Source organism: Ruegeria hyattellae, assembly GCF_041537925.1.
Classification (GTDB): Bacteria; Pseudomonadota; Alphaproteobacteria; order Rhodobacterales; family Rhodobacteraceae; genus Ruegeria_C.
Map to the genome: position 1 here is coordinate 136,034 of NZ_JBGOSH010000008.1, position 15,735 is coordinate 151,768.

Sequence of the window (15,735 nt, forward strand, 5' to 3'; positions counted from 1 at the left end):
ATTTCCGATCGGTTTTCGGGACAATTGCGTCTGTCATGGATTTACAAAATTAGATGCATTATCATCTATTTTTGAAGCAGAATCCATACGCCCCTTCGAACCCCGGATCTGTTTCCTCACCATTCTATTCTTCAAAGAGGTGTCCAATGACCCAATTCCAGATGATTTTCTCGGCTGCCGCACTTGCAACGGCCTGTCTGGCCGGGGCTGCTGTTGATGCGAAAACCTACAAAACCGACCAGGGACATACAGAAGTGCGGTTCAGTTGGAGCCATGCAGGTGTATCCGTTCAGGCGGCAGAATTCACGGTTGCTGACGGTACACTGGAACTTGATCCGGAAAACCCCGATGCGGCGTCCCTGAACGTCACCATCGCGGCCAACAGCCTGTCGAGTGGCTTCGGCCCGCTGGACGACCATCTGAAAAGCGCCGATTTCCTGGAGGTGGAGACATTTCCCGAAATTACCTTTGTCAGTACCGGCGTTGAAAAAACCGGAGAAAACACGGCCAATGTGACCGGCGATCTGACAATTCACGGCACCACGCAATCCGTAACACTGGAAACGACGCTCACCCATATCGGCGAACATCCGCTGGGAGGCGCAATCGACTATTACAAGGGTGACTGGGCCGCCTTCACAGCAACCACCGTGCTGGAGGATCACATGGCGTTTGGCGTTGGCGGGTTCTCGACTGGCCCGATCACCATCAACATCGTGACAGAGATGAAAGCGACCGACTGAGCCTCGGACGTCAAACGCCGTCCCGTCGACAACCTCGGCCAAGGTTGCTGACGGGAGGGGTAGGTTATGTCGAAAAACGGACGGAGCAGGTCCGCCGCGTCAGGTGCTTTCTTCCTGCAGGTGCAGCTTCATGTCGATCAGCACCTGCTGCAGTGCCACGGTTTCCCTGAGCAGCCGCTTGGCTTCGTTCACGGTGATGATGCCGTCCTCGATCGCTTCCTGGTATTCCGTCATCAGCATCGCAAAGCGCTGACTCAGCGCGATCACATCGGCGTTGACCCCGCCCTGTCGCTCGCTATTGGCCTTGGGGCTGCCATGGGACAGCGTGATGTTCTTCAACTCGGCCAATGCCGAGGTCACATGCGGGTAACTTGCCGCCTGCTCCAGCCGGGCCACCGCATCAACCGGCATGAACCGGTCGAGATGCTCGGAATTGTCCGAATAATACCGCCCCAGCGTCGCCTTGGATTTCCCTGTCAACTCGCAGGCCGCCTCGATGCCCACATCCTTGACCAGCGCCTCGGTGTGCTTTTTCAGGTAGGACCCGATCTCGGCCATAGTTATCCTCTCTCAACTGTCGCCCCCCCAACAGTCATTAAGAGGGGAAAGGCCCGGGATATTTCCCATTCCTGACTCTTAAAACAAATGCAACAAATTGGCTATCCCTCAGGTTTTCCGGGGGTTTTTAAGACAGTGGGGGCGTCAAACGGCGTCGGTTAACTAGTGGGCTCTGGCGGGCAATTCTTATGCCCTCCGGACCCGTTGCTGTGATTAGAGAGTAGGCTGGGTGTAGCTGTCTCCGCCATCCAACGCGGCTTGCTGCGGATCCCGCAGCGCAAGAGTTGCGAGGATGCGCGGAGACGGTGGTTTTCGCCTCAAACCCGCTGCTTGCCCCGGCCCGCCTCCCGATCTAGACCGGGGATATGGCCAAGCTCTATTTCAACTATTCGACGATGAATGCCGGTAAATCGACCGTTTTGCTGCAGGCATCCCACAATTACCGCGAACGCGGCATGCAGACCTATCTGATGACCGCCGCAATCGACGGGCGCGCCGGCAAGGGCCGAATCGCCTCGCGGATCGGTATCAGCGCCGATGCCGACACCTTTACGATCAGCGACGATGTGTTTGCGATGATCGCGCAGCAACTGGACCAGACGCCGCTGGCCTGCGTCTTTGTGGACGAGGCCCAGTTTCTGACCCCCGATCAGGTCTGGCAACTGGCGCGCGCGGTCGACGATCTGGGGGTGCCCGTTCTGGCCTACGGGCTGCGGGTCGATTTTCAGGGCAAGCTGTTTCCCGGTTCTGCCACGCTGCTGGCGCTGGCCGATGAAATGCGCGAGGTGCGCACGATCTGCAAATGCGGCAGCAAGGCCACGATGGTGATCCGCCAGGATGCGCAGGGGCAGGCGATCACCGAGGGTGCGCAGGTTCAGATCGGCGGCAACGAGACCTATGTGTCGCTTTGCCGAAAACACTGGCGCGATGCGATGGGCGACCTTGTGACACCCGCGCCCTGACTCGTCGGAGCCAGATCACACGAGGTTCGGCAGATCGGTTCCGGCGATGCACGCCGCCACGTTGTCCAGCGCCATCTGGCCCATGGCAGTTCGTACCTCTTCGGTTGCGGTGCCCAGATGCGGCAGCAGGGTTACGTTCTCCATCCCTATCAGAGCCTGCGGAACCTTTGGTTCGAACTCATAGACATCAAGTCCCGCGCCCGCGATCTCTCCGGTTTGAAGGGCTGCAATCAGCGCAGCCTCGTCTACCACCTCGCCGCGGGCAATGTTGACCAGCAGCGCCGAGGACTTCATCGCAGCCAGCACATCGGCGTTGATCAGATGGGTGGTCTTTGCCCCGCCAGGCACTGCAACGACCAGAAAATCAACCGAGGCCGCAAGGCTGCGCAGATCATCGGCTTGCGTGGCGGGAAAACTCAGGCTCTTTGGACTGCGGGCCAAATACGACACCTCCATGCCAAAGCCGAAATGGCAGCGCTGCGCGATCGCCTGCCCGATCCGGCCCATGCCGACAACGCCCAGCCGCTTGCCTGTGACGTGATGGCCCAGCATCTGCGTCGGGTGCCAGCCCTTCCAGTCGCCAGAGCGCACCAACCGCTCGCCCTCGCCCGCGCGCCGCGCGGTCATCAGCAGCAGCGTCAGAGCGATATCGGCGGTGGCATCGGTGACCGCGCCGGGGGTGTTGGTCACGGCGATCCCGGCCGCTGCCGCCGCCGTGACGTCGATGTGATTGTAGCCAACCCCGAAATTGGCCAGCAGGCGACAGCGCGGCTGCTGTACCGCTCCAAACACCTCGGCGCTGAACCTGTCGCCCAGCGTCGGCACCACGATGTCGAAATCAGTCATGGCCCGGCGAAGTTCGTCCGGGTCGAGCGGTGTGGTATCCGCACGGAATTCCACATCGAATGCGCCCCTCGCCCGCGCCTCGACTGCTGCGGTCATGGGCCGCGTGATCCAGACCCGCATCAGTGCATCCTCCCGCCTTTGGGGACGGCACCATCAGGACCGATCAGCACGATCTCTTTTTCTGCGTCGGGCAGGCCCAGCACCAGAACCTCGGACATGAACCGGCCGATCTGGCGCGGCGGAAAGTTCACTACCGCCATCACCTGTTTGCCGATCAACGCCTCGGGCGTGTAATGCGCGGTGATCTGGGCCGAACTTTTGCGCACCCCCATCTCATCGCCGAAATCGATCCACAGCTTGATCGCCGGTTGGCGCGCCTCGGGATATGGCTCGGCGCGGATCACCTCGCCAACGCGAATATCGACCTTCTGAAAGTCATCAAACGAAATCTCAACCACGGGACAGTTCCTTTGAGCGTTCAGTTGCGGCGGTGACCGCGCGGTGCAGCAGGTCGGGAAAGCCCTGCTGTTCATGCATTAGCACCTCGAGTGCTGCCTGTGTGGTGCCGTTGGGGCTGGTCACGTTGACGCGCAGTTGCGCAGGACTTTCCTCGGCGCTTTCGGCCAGCGCGCCGGCACCTGCCACGGTGGCCCGCGCCAGTTGCAACGCCAGTTCCGGCGGCAGACCCTGCGCCTCGCCTGCCGCCGCAAGCGTTTCGATCAGGTGAAAGACATAGGCCGGGCCGGAGCCGCTGACGCCGGTGACCGCATCCATCTGGCCTTCGTGATCCAGCCGGACGGTCTGACCAACGGCGGCTAGCAACGTTTCGGCGAGGGAAAGGTGATCTTCGGCGGCATGGGAATTGCCGATCAGCGCCGTGATACCGCGCCCGATGGCGGCGGGCGTGTTGGGCATGGCACGGATGATCGGGGTGCGGTCGCCCAGAGCCTCTTCATAGGTGGCAATCGCCGTTCCTGCGGCGACCGACACAAACAGCGTGTCCCCGTTCCCCAGTGCCTGCAGCACCGGCAGCGCATCACCCATCATCTGAGGTTTGACCGCGACCAGTACGATGGCGGGCGCATCTGGCAGCGGTTGGTTCAGATGCACGCCAGTGCTGCGCAGCCAGTCCGACGGATAGGGATCGATTACCCAAACGGACGAAGCGGGCAGCCCTTCCGAGAGCCAGCCCGCCAGCATTGCCGATCCCATCTTGCCGCAGCCCAGCAGAACAAGCCCCTGCGCCGCGATATGTGATAGTGCCATGATACCCCTCCCGTCGGTGCGTTCGGGGTCAAGGTTTATGCGCGGCCGTACGCCTCTGCAATGGCGACCTGCATCGCATCGGCCGGGCTGCGATCGCCATAGACCATCAACTGGATCGCCGGGTAGTAGCGCTCGGCGCTCAGCACGGCGGCATTGATCATCGTGTCGATCTGCTCGGGGCTGGCCACCTGGCCTCCCGCCAGAACCAGACCGTAGCGATAGACCATCAATTTCTGTCCACCCCAATAGGTGAAGGCCCCCGCCCAGCACTGATCGTTCATCGCGTTGATCAGTTCATAAAGTTTCGGGATCTTGTCCTCGGGCGGCTCCATTTCGAAGGTGCAAACCATCCGCAGCGTCTCGTCATAGCCCGACCAGGCGAGCGTGATGGAGTAGGTTCGCCACTGTCCCTCAACCGCCATGGCAATCTGATCGTCCCCGATACGATCAAAATCCCAGTCATGGTGCTCGGCGATATGTTCGACGATGTCGATGGGGTGAATGTCTTCTTCCAGATACTGCTCGGAAAGGGCCATGATGCCACCTCACTGATCTCTAGCGGTTTGGGGCTGGCAGCGCCCCAGCGCTAGTTGCCTGCTCTACAAACCGGGGCGTTTCCCGCAGCTTGTACAAGATATGGTGCTGCGTCACAGCCCATGTGGCAACCCCTAATTTTGGGGATAACAGCAATAAGTTGTGGAGCGTTTGTCACGCGGCCCGAAATATTGGGGTCACTACCCCGGATTTCCTTGCAAATCAGGTACGGCGGTGCATGATACACCGCGCGTACCGGACGTGTAACAACTGTAATGTAACGTCAGTCGCCCTGCTTTTCTTCCAATGCGGCGATCCGCGCGGCCAGCGCCTCGTTTTCTTCACGGGCCTTTTGCGCCATGGCGCGCACGGCGTCGAATTCCTCACGGGTGACAAAATCGCGGTCAGCCAGCCAGCGGTCGATCATCGACTTCATGGCGGTTTCGGCCTCTTCCCTAGCACCCTGCGCCACGCCCATCGCGTTGGTCATCAGTTGCGAGATGTCGTCGAGTACTTTGTTGCGGCTTTGCATGTCATGTCTCCGGTTTCGCGGTTGCCCTCTATATGGGCAAGAATGCCGCGCGTCTCAAGGTTGACTTGCGCCTCGTCGCAGGGGATTGAGGCGCCATGCAGGCTGTTCTCTCCTTCCCGGATCTGTCGCCCGAGATCTTCACGATCTCGCTTCTTGGCATCGACTTTGCGCTGCGCTGGTATGCGCTTGCCTATATCGTCGGCATCCTGATCGCGTGGCAGATTGCGCGGATGGCGATCGTACGTCCGACGCTCTGGCCCGGTGACACCGCGCCACTGGGTCGCACCCAGCTGGACGATCTGATCACCTGGATCATCCTGGGCGTGATACTGGGCGGGCGGCTGGGCTTTGTCCTGTTCTACGAACCGGGCTACTATCTGGCCCACCCGCTTGAAATTCTGATGGTCTGGCAGGGCGGCATGTCCTTCCATGGCGGTATGCTGGGCGTGATCGTGGCGTCGTGGGTCTTTGCCGCGCGACATGGCATTTCCGTGCTTACCCTTGGCGATCTGGTGGCCCATACGGTACCGCCGGGGCTGTTTCTGGGCCGGTTGGCCAACTTCAACAATGCCGAACTTTGGGGCCGCCCGTCAGAACTGCCCTGGGCAGTGATCTTTCCCGGCCAAGCCGCGCAGACATGTCCGGGGGTCGAAGGGTTATGTGCCCGCCACCCCTCGCAGCTTTACGAGGCGCTGCTCGAGGGGTTGGTTCTGGGCGCACTGCTGCTCTGGCTGGCCTATCGGCGCGGGGCGTTCAAACGGCCCGGTCAGATCATGGGGACGTTCTTTGCTGGCTACGGCCTCGCGCGGTTTCTGGTCGAGTTCCTGCGCCAGCCCGACGCGCAGTTCATCTCGCCTGGCAACCCGCTGGGGTTGGCTTGGCATGTGGGCGGCTTTGGCCTGACGATGGGACAATTGCTGTCGCTGCCGATGATTGCGCTGGGGCTGTGGCTCATTCTGCGGGCACGGCGGACCGCATCCGCGGCACCAGCATGAGCCTGCACGACTTGCTGCTGGAGCGGATCAGCCAAACCGGCCCGCTGACCGTGGCCGAGTACATGTCCGACTGCCTGCTGCATCCGGAATTTGGCTATTACGCCACCCGCGACCCGTTCGGAACCAAGGGCGATTTCACCACGGCCCCCGAGATCAGCCAGATGTTCGGCGAGTTGCTGGGCCTGTCCTTGGCGCAGGTTTGGATGGACCAAGACCGCCCCGACCCATTCACGCTGGCCGAGCTTGGTCCAGGGCGCGGCACGCTGATGGCCGACCTTCTGCGTGCGACCGCCGGGGTTCCGGGGTTCCACGCCGCTGCACAGATCGTTCTGGTCGAGGCCTCGCCCACATTGCGCCAGATGCAGAACGAAAGACTGGCCTCAGTCGATCCACACTGGACAAACGACATCGACGCCCTGCCCAAGGCGCCGCTCTTTCTGATCGCCAATGAGTTCTTTGACGCGCTGCCCATCCGGCAATTTCTCCGCGAGGCCTCTGGATGGCGCGAACGCCTGATCGGTGCGCAGGATGGGGTGCTGGCCTTTGGTCTGGGGGCCGCCGCCCCGCAGCCCGGTCTTGCGCATCGGCTGGACGACACCGAACCCGGCGATCTGGTCGAGTTGTGCGATGCCGCCCGCCCGGTCATGACGGAGGTCGCGGAACGAATCGCAGCCCATGGCGGCGCAGCATTGCTGGTCGATTACGGCGACTGGCGCTCGCTTGGCGATACGCTGCAGGCGGTACGCCGCCACCGGAAGGCCGATCCGCTGCAGGGGCCCGGACAGGCCGATCTGACCGCCCATGTGGATTTCGACGCGCTGGCACAGGTGGCCGCACAGGCGGGCTGCGCCTATACCCGCCTGACCCCGCAGGGTGTGTTTCTGGAGCGGCTGGGTATCACCAATCGTGCACAGAGCCTTGCGAAAACACTGAGCGGAACAGAGCTGCAATCTCTGATTTCGGCGCATCGCCGGTTGACGCATCCCGAGGAAATGGGAAACCTGTTCAAGGTGCTGGGACTCTACCCGGCTGCCAAGAACCCTCCGCCCGGGCTGGAAGCATGACACTGGAAATACTGACCTCTGACGGCCTCTCCCCGATTCGCCACGGGTTCTTTACCCGTCGCGGCGGGGCATCGTCCGGCGTGTTTACCGGGCTGAACTGCGGCACCGGCTCCTCCGATCAGCGCGAGGCTGTGGCGATCAACCGCCAGCGGGTGGCGCAGGCGCTGGATGTGGACGAAACCCATTTGGTGGGCGTGCATCAGATACATTCGCTGGATGTAATGACTGTCGACGCGCCGCTGACCGACAAGCCCAAAGCTGATGCGGTGGTCACGGCAACGCAGGGTCTGGCCCTGTCGATCCTGACCGCCGATTGCCAGCCCGTGCTGTTCGCCGATGCCGAGGCAGGCGTCATCGGTGCGGCCCATGCCGGATGGCGCGGGGCGCTTGCTGGCGTGCTCGAGGCAACGCTGGACGCCATGGAAAACCTTGGCGCGCAGCGGTCCCGCGTCGCTGCCGTGATCGGCCCTTCAATCTCGCAGCGCGCCTATGAGGTCGGGCCGGAGCTGTTCGACGAATTCATGCTGGACGATCCGGACAATGCCCGGTTCTTTGCCAATGGTCAGGGCGACCGGATGCAATTCGATCTGCCCTCATTTGGTCTGCACCGCTTGCGCCGCGCAGGGGTGGGTCATGCGGAATGGACCCGGCATTGCACCTATTCGGATGCAGACCGATTCTATTCCTTTCGCCGTAGCACCCATGCCAAGGAGGCCGATTACGGCCGACTGATCTCGGCCATCCGACTCTGACATCTCCACCAGCGGTCCCTGCGGTGTCACAATTGTGGCCGAAGCTGGACCTTGCTCCCGTGCCGATCCGGACCTCAGCGGCGTTTTTGTGGGGAAAAACAACGCTGAACGGCGCGGTTTTGTCCCTTAACATTGGCCCCGTGGGCAACTGGATCGGTCCCGTATTTTCCCCGGATCAGCCCAATCGCCGCCCCAAACAACTGCCAGATTGAACCTGTCGAATACGCGGCGCCGGACCGGCACCGCATGCAGGATCAGGAGTGACACGGATGAAATCCAAAGGACGTTATTTCGCTTTGACGGTCTCCGCCGTGTCTGCTGGAAAATTTCAATTGCCCTGGGCCCGCGGCGCACGCCGCGCCCAGATGATTGCCCGCCGTACCGAACGCGGGTTTGAGATGTGCAAAGGGGCGCTGAATTGAACGGAATATGGATGGGCTTAAACGGCTCACCCAAGAAACCCGATGCCGGACGCTGCCCCTGACCGGCCGGGGACAAGAGCCCGCCTCGCTTTAGGGCGAGGCGGGTTTGGGCAGCAAAGAAGACCGGGAGGACTCATCCTCTCGTTACGGAACGGTTCCTTTGGGGGGTCAATGGGATCGAAAGCTGGATGGGCGCAGACTTGGAAATGCGGCGTGGAAACCGCGCGGCCGGATGGCATTTTTGGGGGCAAAAACAATTAGAACCGAGTCACTCTGACCTAGTCGTCTGGGGCCGACACAGAGCTGACATGTATGAAGAGGGTTAACTAGGTATGACTATCCCCCACTCGCTAGCACGAGCGGCGCGGAATGCTGTCGAAACCGGCAAACTGCTAGAGGATCCGGCCAAGCTGCAAAGCCGGTCCAAACCACAATTGAGGCGCTATGAGGTGAGCGCCCTGATCGGCAAGAACAACATCGCCCAGACGCGTCATATCGCACCGGCGCTACCGCTGTTCGAGGACGCGTTCTGCGCCTTTTCTCGCGGCTCGCTGGTGGAAACCGACATGGGGCCGCTTGCCATCGAGGATCTGCTGCCCGGCGATCGCCTGATCGTGCAGGACGGATCGGCGCAGGAGGTCCTCTGGAAAGGGTCGACCACGCTGATACCAGGGCGTCCCGACCTGAAAGGCCGGGTGCAAAGTCTGACCCGGATCATGGCCGACAGCTTTGGGATGCAACGTCCAATGTCGGGGGTGATCGTAGGGCCTGCGGCGCGGCTGCTGGCCACGCCCGGACATCTGCAAAGCCTGAGCGCCGGGGATCAGATACTGACGCCGATCAAGGAATTTGTGGATGGCAACAATGTGGTCGAAACTTCGCCACCGACACCGGTTGAGGTGTTTCACCTCTGCCTGAGGCGTCATTCGGTGATCAAGGTGGACGGGCTGCAGTTTGAAACCTACCACCCCGGCATCCACGCGGTTCGGGTGATGAGCCAGGCGATGCGATCGCTTTATCTGAACCTTTTCACACATGTCGAAAAACTGACCGATTTCGGGCCGCAGATACTGCCGCGCGCAGGAGATGGTCAGTACGACGCGATCAGCGCCTGAGTGTCGCCATGAATTTAATGATCTGGTGGTTAATAAGCGCGGTCGTGAGCGCCTTCCTGCCCGCGACCGTGACAACGGATGAACAGATTGCACTCAGGCAGTTCGGTTCAGGCGATCCTCGAGTACGTCGAAAGGCACGCCGGGCTCGTCTTTCGCGCCGCGAATAACCAGTGAGGTCTTGACGCTGGCCACGTTGGGCGTGGACAGCAATTCACCGGTCAGAAAACTCTGGAAACTGCTCAGGTCGGGCGCCACGCATTTCAGCATGAAATCGACCTCGCCGTTGAGCATATGACATTCGCGGACCAACGGCCAATTGCGGCAAGTCTCTTCAAAGGCCGACAGCTCGACCTCGGCCTGGCTTTCCAGCCCTACCATGGCAAAGACCTGCACCTCAAACCCCAGTTCGCGGGCATTCACGTCGGCGTGGTAGCCGTGGATATAGCCCGCCTCTTCCAGCGAGCGCACCCGCCGCAAACAGGGCGGCGCCGAGATACCGACCCGCTTGGCCAGTTCCACGTTGGTCATTCGGCCATCCGCCTGCAATTCGGCAAGTATCTTTCTGTCGATCGGATCGAGTCGGGTCGCGACCATGAAATTCTCCGCTCATTTTTGCGGTTGTTATATCAGTCGCGCGGGGATGAGCAATAATATTTCGTCGTAGCGCAATTTTGTTAATCACAATGACCGGCGCAGCCTGCGCCATGGAAGAATCACAAGCCCGAAGCCAAGTCAGATAAGGGGTTTAAGCCGCGACACCGCGTCGCTATATCCATCCTCCGAAGATGGCACTCCCGCCATCCGTCAGAACGGGGTTCCCATGGCCGAGACACGTCACACCAAGGTTCTTATCATCGGGTCCGGCCCGGCGGGCTATACCGCCGCCGTCTATGCCAGCCGCGCCATGCTGGGGCCGATCCTGGTGCAGGGTATCGAGCCGGGCGGGCAGTTGACCACCACCACCGAGGTCGAGAACTGGCCGGGCGACACCGAGGTGCAGGGCCCCGATCTGATGGTCCGCATGGAGGCGCACGCCAAAGCGATGGGATGCGAGGTCATCGGCGACATCATCAATGACCTGGATCTGGCGAAACGCCCCTTCACCGCCAAGGGCGACAGCGGAACAGTCTATACTGCCGATGCTGTCATTCTGGCCACCGGCGCGCGCGCGAAATGGCTGGGTATGCCCTCGGAAGAGAAATTCAAAGGATTTGGCGTTTCTGCCTGTGCGACCTGCGACGGGTTCTTTTATCGCGGTCAGGAGATCGTGGTCATCGGCGGCGGCAATACTGCCGTGGAAGAGGCGCTTTTCCTGACCAATTTCGCCAGCAAGGTCACTCTGATCCACCGCCGCGACGAGCTGCGCGCCGAAAAGATACTTCAGGAGAGGCTGTTCAAGAACGACAAGATCGAGCCGCTCTGGTTCCACCAGTTAGAAGAGGTCACCGGCACCGACGCGCCGCTGGGTGTTGAGGGGGTGAAAGTGAAAAACGTCAAGACCGGCGAGATCACCGAGATTCCCTGCAAGGGCGTCTTTGTGGCCATCGGTCACGCCCCCGCCAATGAATTGGTGAAGGACCAGTTGGACACCCATATGGGCGGCTATGTGGTGACCAAACCGGGCACTACCGAAACCTCGGTGCCCGGCGTCTATGCGGCAGGTGATCTGACCGACCATGTCTATCGCCAGGCGGTGACCAGCGCCGGGATGGGCTGTATGGCGGCCCTGGATGCCGAGCGGTTCCTGGCCGAACAGGAATGATACCCTTCGCCGGGACCGTCTGGCGCATGACCTTTCGGGGTATGGATGCGCGGGTCCCGGTCACTTCACCCGAGGGGCGGTTTCACCATTCCGGGCAGGTGGCGATTTATACATCGCTCACGCCCGAGGGCACCGCCATCGCGATCCGGCGATACATGTTTACGGGCGATGCGCCACGCGTCATCCAGCCTTTGATCGTCCAGGCGGCGCACGTGGTCGACCTTCGGGGCGACAGGGACGCCTCGGTCATCTGGCAGGACATTCGTGCCACCGGCGCCCCCGCCCCGACCTGGTCCTATTCCGATCCAGCTCGCGCGGGCGGCGCGCAGGCGATGCTCTATTCCTCGCGTTCACGCCCCGAGTTGAGCCATCTGGTGATCTTCGATCCGCGCATACTGTGGCTGCACCCGGACGCCAAACCACAAATCTGGTGCCCGGAGCCCGGCCACGGCACAGGGCTGTGACTTGACCGCACTGCCTTGGCACCCCACTCTGGGTCTTCGGAACCGAAAGGAACGCGCGTGGCCAACGTGTTGTGGCAAGGAAGCTGGCTGGTCCGGACGCGGATCGTCTCGGGCCTGATCCTGTTCACCCATGCTCTGTTCCATTTCCTCAATATCGGCATGGGGCTTGTCTCGGTGGAGGCGATGGATGCGTTCCAGGCCGGACGGCAGGTCGTTACGCGCAACCTGGTCGGCTCAACCCTTCTTTACGGGGGGTTTCTGACCCATATCGGGATCGCGCTTTATGATCTGGCCACGCGGCGGACTCTGCGCATGACTTGGTCGCAGGCGCTTCAGGTTATTCTGGGCCTGCTAATCCCGCTGCAATTGCTGTCGCATCTGACCTTCACGCGCTTTGCGCATGAGGTCTTCGACGTCAATGACAAGATGAGCTACCTGATTGTGCTGATGTGGAACAACCCCTCGGTCTGGTATCAGTCGCTGCTTTTGCTGCTGGTCTGGGTGCATGGCTGCATGGGCCTGCATTTCTGGCTGCGGCTGACCCGCTGGTGGAACCGTGCCCTGCCGATTCTGACCGGCATCGCCGTGCTGATCCCGGCCTTTGCCTTTGCCGGGTTGCTGACCGAGGGGCGCAACATCTGGGCGGTCTTTGGCGACCCGGAGCTGCGCGAAATGGCGATCGAGTATTTCAACTGGCCGAACGAGGGAGCGTTCCAGCAGTTATTCGGGGTAAAGACCTTTGCACAGAACATTTTCTGGGCGCTGCTTGCGCTAACGGCCGTCGTGTATCTTGTCCGCAAGTTGCGGCGCAAGCGGCGCTCGGTCCGGGTCAGCTATGTCGACGGCCCGCAGATCACCTCCGAACGCGGCATGACCCTGCTTGAGATGTCAAAGGCGAACAATATCCCCCACACCGCGCTCTGCGGTGGCAAGGGCCGCTGCACCACCTGCCGCGTGGTGATCGAGGCCGGTGCTGATCTGTTGCACCCGCCTAGCGAAGCCGAAGAGCGCAGCCTGCGCGCCGTCGGAGCCGCGCCCAATACTCGCCTGGCCTGCCAGATCCGGCCGATCACGCCGCTGACCGTTTATCGCGTTTTCCAGTCCCAAGGCGCGCGCAGCCGTGCTCATGCCAGCCAGGGGCAGGAAAGACAATTGGCCATCCTGTTTCTCGACATGCGCGGCTTCACCGCCCGCACCGCCGGGCAATTGCCCTATGACGTGGTGTTCTTTCTCAACCGGTTCTTTGACGCAATCGTGCCCGCCATCTCCGGCGCTGGCGGCACTGTGGACAAGTATCTGGGGGACGGGTTGCTGGCGGTATTCGACACGCCTTCACCCACCGAATCCGCTCGCGCCGGGCTGCTGGCCGCCGAAGGCGTCGGCGCGGCTCTCGAGGCGTTCAACAAGACGCTGACCGAACACCATGACCGCCCGGTCCATATCGGCATGGCACTGCATCTGGGCAATGTCGTTCTGGGCGAGATCGGCGCTGCCGAAAGCGCACCGCGCACGATCATCGGCGACGCGGTAAACGTGGCCAGCCGGCTGGAACGGGAGACCAAGGAACTGGAAGTCGAGCTGATCGTATCCGAGCCTGTCCTGACCGCCGCTGGCCTGACCAACGCCGGTGCCGGGATGCGCCCTTTTGTCCTGCGCGGCGTGTCTGATCCGCTTGCCGGGATTCCGATACCACAGGCCTCGAAGCTATCTGATCGCCTGAAGCCAGCGGACGCTCCGTCGCAATCGCGCTGAGTCGCCCGACAACAATCCGGAACAGCCGTCCGGATCGTTCGTGAAACACTAGAAATCAGTTCCGAAAAGCGACAATTCTGCACACCTTCTCCTTGATTTGTTCTCAATCTCTGGACTTCCGGCACAAGACCGGGCAAGTGCGCGGCAGTATCCATCAAACCCGAATTTACGGATTGCTCAGAGAGTATTCGAATGACCATGCTTGCCAATTTGGCTCCGATTCCGGAGCTCTATGTTTCCTATGACTCTGCTCAAAAACTCAAGGTCGAGGCCTCTGACCTGACCAGCCATGACCTGACCCCACGCCAGATCTGCGATCTGGAGCTTTTGATGAATGGCGGGTTCAACCCGCTCAAGGGATTTCTGGGTGAGGCCGATTATGACGGCGTTGTCGAGAACATGCGCCTGGCTGATGGGTCGCTTTGGCCGATGCCGGTCACGCTGGATGTGTCCGAAGAGTTTGCCGACAGCATCGAACTGGGTCAGGACATCGCCCTGCGCGATCAAGAAGGCGTGATCCTTGCGACCATGACCGTGACCGACCGTTGGACGCCAGACAAATCGAACGAGGCCGAAAAGGTCTTTGGCGCCGACGACCAGGCGCACCCGGCGGTGAACTACCTGCATAACGTTGCGGGCAAGGTCTATCTGGGTGGTCCGGTCACCGGCATCCAGCAGCCCGTGCACTATGATTTCCGCGCCCGCCGCGACACCCCGAACGAGCTGCGCGCCTATTTCCGCAAAGTGGGTTGGCGCCGCATCGTCGCCTTCCAGACCCGCAACCCGCTGCACCGCGCGCATCAGGAACTGACCTTCCGCGCCGCCAAGGAAGCGCAGGCCAACCTGCTGATCCACCCGGTCGTCGGCCTGACCAAGCCCGGCGACGTCGATCACTTCACCCGCGTGCGCTGCTACGAGGCGGTGCTGGACAAATACCCGGCGGCCACCACCTCGATGTCTCTGCTGAACCTGGCCATGCGCATGGCCGGCCCGCGCGAGGCGGTCTGGCATGGGCTGATCCGCCGCAACCATGGCTGCACCCACTTCATTGTCGGCCGCGATCATGCCGGACCTGGCAAGAACTCGGCCGGTGAAGATTTCTACGGCCCTTACGATGCGCAGGACCTGTTCCGTCAACATCAGGACGAAATCGGCATCGAAATGGTTGATTTCAAACACATGGTCTATGTACAGGAACGCGCCCAATACGAACCCAATGACGAGATTGCCGACAAAGACAACGTCACTATCTTGAACATCTCGGGCACCGAATTGCGCCGCCGTCTGCGTGAAGGGCTCGAGATCCCGGAGTGGTTCTCTTTCCCCGAAGTTGTGGACCAACTGCGCGGCCGCTATCCGCCACGCTCGCATCAGGGCTTCACCGTGTTCTTCACCGGCTTCTCAGGCTCGGGCAAATCCACCATAGCCAACGCACTGATGGTCAAGCTGATGGAGATGGGCGACCGTCCCGTCACACTGCTGGATGGCGATATCGTGCGGAAAAACCTCAGTTCGGAGCTCGGTTTCTCGAAAGAGCACCGCGACCTGAACATCCGCCGGATCGGCTATGTCGCCAGCGAGATCACCAAGAATGGCGGCATCGCCATCTGTGCGCCCATCGCGCCTTACGACACGACTCGCCGGGCTGTGCGGGACGATGTCGAAGCGTTCGGCGCCTTTGTCGAGGTGCATGTCTCCACCTCGATCGAGGAATGCGAACGCCGCGACCGCAAGGGGCTCTACAAGCTGGCGCGCGAGGGCAAGATCAAGGAGTTTACCGGCATCTCGGACCCGTATGACGTCCCCGCAGACCCGGAGTTGAGCGTCGAAACCGAGAATGTCGATGTTGATAATTGCGCCCATCAAGTGCTGCTGAAACTGGAAAGCATGGGCCTGATCGCAGGCTGATCGCCAGACAGGTTCGAAAGGAAAGCCCGCCAACCGGCGGGCTTTTTCATTTTTTTATAA

18 protein-coding genes are annotated in these 15,735 nt (G+C 61.2%); 11 read left to right on the top strand and 7 right to left on the bottom strand.

What is annotated here, in order from left to right; translation table 11 throughout:
- Nucleotides 1–146 precede the first annotated feature (146 nt).
- On the top strand, nucleotides 147–743 hold the full coding sequence (locus AB1E33_RS18600; RefSeq protein WP_372578767.1) for a YceI family protein: 597 nt from the start codon (nucleotides 147–149) through the stop codon (nucleotides 741–743).
- Between the two features lie 99 nt (nucleotides 744–842).
- Here the strand turns inward: AB1E33_RS18600 and AB1E33_RS18605 are convergent, their stop codons facing one another.
- Nucleotides 843–1,301: a hypothetical protein gene (locus AB1E33_RS18605; protein WP_372578768.1), complete on the bottom strand. Its 459-nt coding sequence runs from the start codon at nucleotides 1,299–1,301 to the stop codon at nucleotides 843–845.
- Between the two features lie 365 nt (nucleotides 1,302–1,666).
- Between AB1E33_RS18605 and AB1E33_RS18610 the strand changes: the two genes are divergently transcribed.
- Nucleotides 1,667–2,263: a thymidine kinase gene (locus AB1E33_RS18610; protein WP_372578769.1), complete on the top strand. Its 597-nt coding sequence runs from the start codon at nucleotides 1,667–1,669 to the stop codon at nucleotides 2,261–2,263.
- 15 nt (nucleotides 2,264–2,278) lie between these two features.
- Here the strand turns inward: AB1E33_RS18610 and AB1E33_RS18615 are convergent, their stop codons facing one another.
- The 5 genes from AB1E33_RS18615 to AB1E33_RS18635 all read right to left on the bottom strand — a co-directional run bounded on the left by AB1E33_RS18615 (nucleotide 2,279) and on the right by AB1E33_RS18635 (nucleotide 5,441).
- Nucleotides 2,279–3,229 (bottom strand): 2-hydroxyacid dehydrogenase, encoded by a 951-nt coding sequence (locus AB1E33_RS18615; RefSeq protein WP_372578770.1) that lies wholly within the window; start codon nucleotides 3,227–3,229, stop codon nucleotides 2,279–2,281.
- Complete coding sequence (locus tag AB1E33_RS18620; protein WP_372578771.1) at nucleotides 3,229–3,567, bottom strand: tRNA-binding protein; 339 nt, start codon at nucleotides 3,565–3,567, stop codon at nucleotides 3,229–3,231. Before AB1E33_RS18620 ends, AB1E33_RS18615 begins: the two co-directional genes overlap by 1 nt.
- The gene (gene proC / locus AB1E33_RS18625) at nucleotides 3,560–4,375 is read right to left on the bottom strand and encodes a pyrroline-5-carboxylate reductase (protein ID WP_372578772.1); all 816 of its coding nucleotides are present in this window, start codon (nucleotides 4,373–4,375) and stop codon (nucleotides 3,560–3,562) included. Before proC ends, AB1E33_RS18620 begins: the two co-directional genes overlap by 8 nt.
- A 35-nt stretch (nucleotides 4,376–4,410) precedes the next feature.
- Nucleotides 4,411–4,911: a type III secretion system chaperone family protein gene (locus tag AB1E33_RS18630; RefSeq protein WP_372578773.1), complete on the bottom strand. Its 501-nt coding sequence runs from the start codon at nucleotides 4,909–4,911 to the stop codon at nucleotides 4,411–4,413.
- 281 nt (nucleotides 4,912–5,192) lie between these two features.
- On the bottom strand, nucleotides 5,193–5,441 hold the full coding sequence (locus AB1E33_RS18635) for an accessory factor UbiK family protein (RefSeq protein ID WP_372578774.1): 249 nt from the start codon (nucleotides 5,439–5,441) through the stop codon (nucleotides 5,193–5,195).
- Between the two features lie 95 nt (nucleotides 5,442–5,536).
- Here AB1E33_RS18635 and lgt point away from each other — a divergent pair, with 95 nt between their 5' ends.
- The 5 genes from lgt to AB1E33_RS18660 all read left to right on the top strand — a co-directional run bounded on the left by lgt (nucleotide 5,537) and on the right by AB1E33_RS18660 (nucleotide 9,789).
- Complete coding sequence (gene lgt, locus AB1E33_RS18640; RefSeq protein ID WP_372578775.1) at nucleotides 5,537–6,436, top strand: prolipoprotein diacylglyceryl transferase; 900 nt, start codon at nucleotides 5,537–5,539, stop codon at nucleotides 6,434–6,436.
- Complete coding sequence (locus AB1E33_RS18645; protein WP_372578776.1) at nucleotides 6,433–7,500, top strand: class I SAM-dependent methyltransferase; 1,068 nt, start codon at nucleotides 6,433–6,435, stop codon at nucleotides 7,498–7,500. Before lgt ends, AB1E33_RS18645 begins: the two co-directional genes overlap by 4 nt.
- Entirely contained in the window at nucleotides 7,497–8,252 is a 756-nt protein-coding gene (pgeF, locus tag AB1E33_RS18650) for a peptidoglycan editing factor PgeF (RefSeq protein WP_372578777.1), read from the top strand. The genes AB1E33_RS18645 and pgeF overlap by 4 nt, the downstream gene beginning before the upstream one ends.
- 269 nt (nucleotides 8,253–8,521) lie before the next feature.
- Complete coding sequence (locus AB1E33_RS18655) at nucleotides 8,522–8,674, top strand: hypothetical protein (RefSeq protein ID WP_372578778.1); 153 nt, start codon at nucleotides 8,522–8,524, stop codon at nucleotides 8,672–8,674.
- Nucleotides 8,675–9,006: 332 nt separating this feature from the next.
- Complete coding sequence (locus tag AB1E33_RS18660) at nucleotides 9,007–9,789, top strand: Hint domain-containing protein (protein ID WP_372578779.1); 783 nt, start codon at nucleotides 9,007–9,009, stop codon at nucleotides 9,787–9,789.
- A 93-nt stretch (nucleotides 9,790–9,882) separates the two neighbouring features.
- Here AB1E33_RS18660 and AB1E33_RS18665 read toward each other — a convergent pair whose 3' ends face one another.
- The gene (locus tag AB1E33_RS18665; protein ID WP_249708149.1) at nucleotides 9,883–10,383 is read right to left on the bottom strand and encodes an Lrp/AsnC family transcriptional regulator; all 501 of its coding nucleotides are present in this window, start codon (nucleotides 10,381–10,383) and stop codon (nucleotides 9,883–9,885) included.
- Nucleotides 10,384–10,609: 226 nt separating this feature from the next.
- Between AB1E33_RS18665 and trxB the strand changes: the two genes are divergently transcribed.
- From trxB to AB1E33_RS18685, 4 genes are all read left to right on the top strand, one after another.
- Nucleotides 10,610–11,551 carry a thioredoxin-disulfide reductase gene (trxB, locus tag AB1E33_RS18670; RefSeq protein ID WP_372578780.1) on the top strand — a complete coding sequence of 314 codons (942 nt, stop codon included), beginning with the start codon at nucleotides 10,610–10,612 and terminating at the stop codon, nucleotides 11,549–11,551.
- A 26-nt stretch (nucleotides 11,552–11,577) separates the two neighbouring features.
- Entirely contained in the window at nucleotides 11,578–12,015 is a 438-nt protein-coding gene (locus AB1E33_RS18675) for an RES family NAD+ phosphorylase (protein ID WP_372578781.1), read from the top strand.
- Between the two features lie 57 nt (nucleotides 12,016–12,072).
- Entirely contained in the window at nucleotides 12,073–13,767 is a 1,695-nt protein-coding gene (locus AB1E33_RS18680; RefSeq protein WP_372578782.1) for an adenylate/guanylate cyclase domain-containing protein, read from the top strand.
- A gap of 192 nt (nucleotides 13,768–13,959) precedes the next feature.
- Complete coding sequence (locus tag AB1E33_RS18685) at nucleotides 13,960–15,675, top strand: bifunctional sulfate adenylyltransferase/adenylylsulfate kinase (protein ID WP_372578783.1); 1,716 nt, start codon at nucleotides 13,960–13,962, stop codon at nucleotides 15,673–15,675.
- The last annotated feature ends 60 nt before the right edge of the window (nucleotides 15,676–15,735 follow it).

Bases quoted from the DNA above. Each gene is read 5' to 3' on its own strand.
- AB1E33_RS18600 (WP_372578767.1), top strand. From the start codon at position 147: ATGACCCAATTCCAGATGATTTTCTCGGCTGCCGCACTTGCAACGGCC.
- AB1E33_RS18605 (WP_372578768.1), bottom strand. From the start codon at position 1,301: ATGGCCGAGATCGGGTCCTACCTGAAAAAGCACACCGAGGCGCTGGTC.
- AB1E33_RS18610 (WP_372578769.1), top strand. From the start codon at position 1,667: ATGGCCAAGCTCTATTTCAACTATTCGACGATGAATGCCGGTAAATCG.
- AB1E33_RS18615 (WP_372578770.1), bottom strand. From the start codon at position 3,229: ATGCGGGTCTGGATCACGCGGCCCATGACCGCAGCAGTCGAGGCGCGG.
- proC (WP_372578772.1), bottom strand. From the start codon at position 4,375: ATGGCACTATCACATATCGCGGCGCAGGGGCTTGTTCTGCTGGGCTGC.
- AB1E33_RS18630 (WP_372578773.1), bottom strand. From the start codon at position 4,911: ATGGCCCTTTCCGAGCAGTATCTGGAAGAAGACATTCACCCCATCGAC.
- AB1E33_RS18635 (WP_372578774.1), bottom strand. From the start codon at position 5,441: ATGCAAAGCCGCAACAAAGTACTCGACGACATCTCGCAACTGATGACC.
- lgt (WP_372578775.1), top strand. From the start codon at position 5,537: ATGCAGGCTGTTCTCTCCTTCCCGGATCTGTCGCCCGAGATCTTCACG.
- AB1E33_RS18645 (WP_372578776.1), top strand. From the start codon at position 6,433: ATGAGCCTGCACGACTTGCTGCTGGAGCGGATCAGCCAAACCGGCCCG.
- pgeF (WP_372578777.1), top strand. From the start codon at position 7,497: ATGACACTGGAAATACTGACCTCTGACGGCCTCTCCCCGATTCGCCAC.
- AB1E33_RS18655 (WP_372578778.1), top strand. From the start codon at position 8,522: ATGAAATCCAAAGGACGTTATTTCGCTTTGACGGTCTCCGCCGTGTCT.
- AB1E33_RS18660 (WP_372578779.1), top strand. From the start codon at position 9,007: ATGACTATCCCCCACTCGCTAGCACGAGCGGCGCGGAATGCTGTCGAA.
- AB1E33_RS18665 (WP_249708149.1), bottom strand. From the start codon at position 10,383: ATGGTCGCGACCCGACTCGATCCGATCGACAGAAAGATACTTGCCGAA.
- trxB (WP_372578780.1), top strand. From the start codon at position 10,610: ATGGCCGAGACACGTCACACCAAGGTTCTTATCATCGGGTCCGGCCCG.
- AB1E33_RS18675 (WP_372578781.1), top strand. From the start codon at position 11,578: ATGACCTTTCGGGGTATGGATGCGCGGGTCCCGGTCACTTCACCCGAG.
- AB1E33_RS18685 (WP_372578783.1), top strand. From the start codon at position 13,960: ATGACCATGCTTGCCAATTTGGCTCCGATTCCGGAGCTCTATGTTTCC.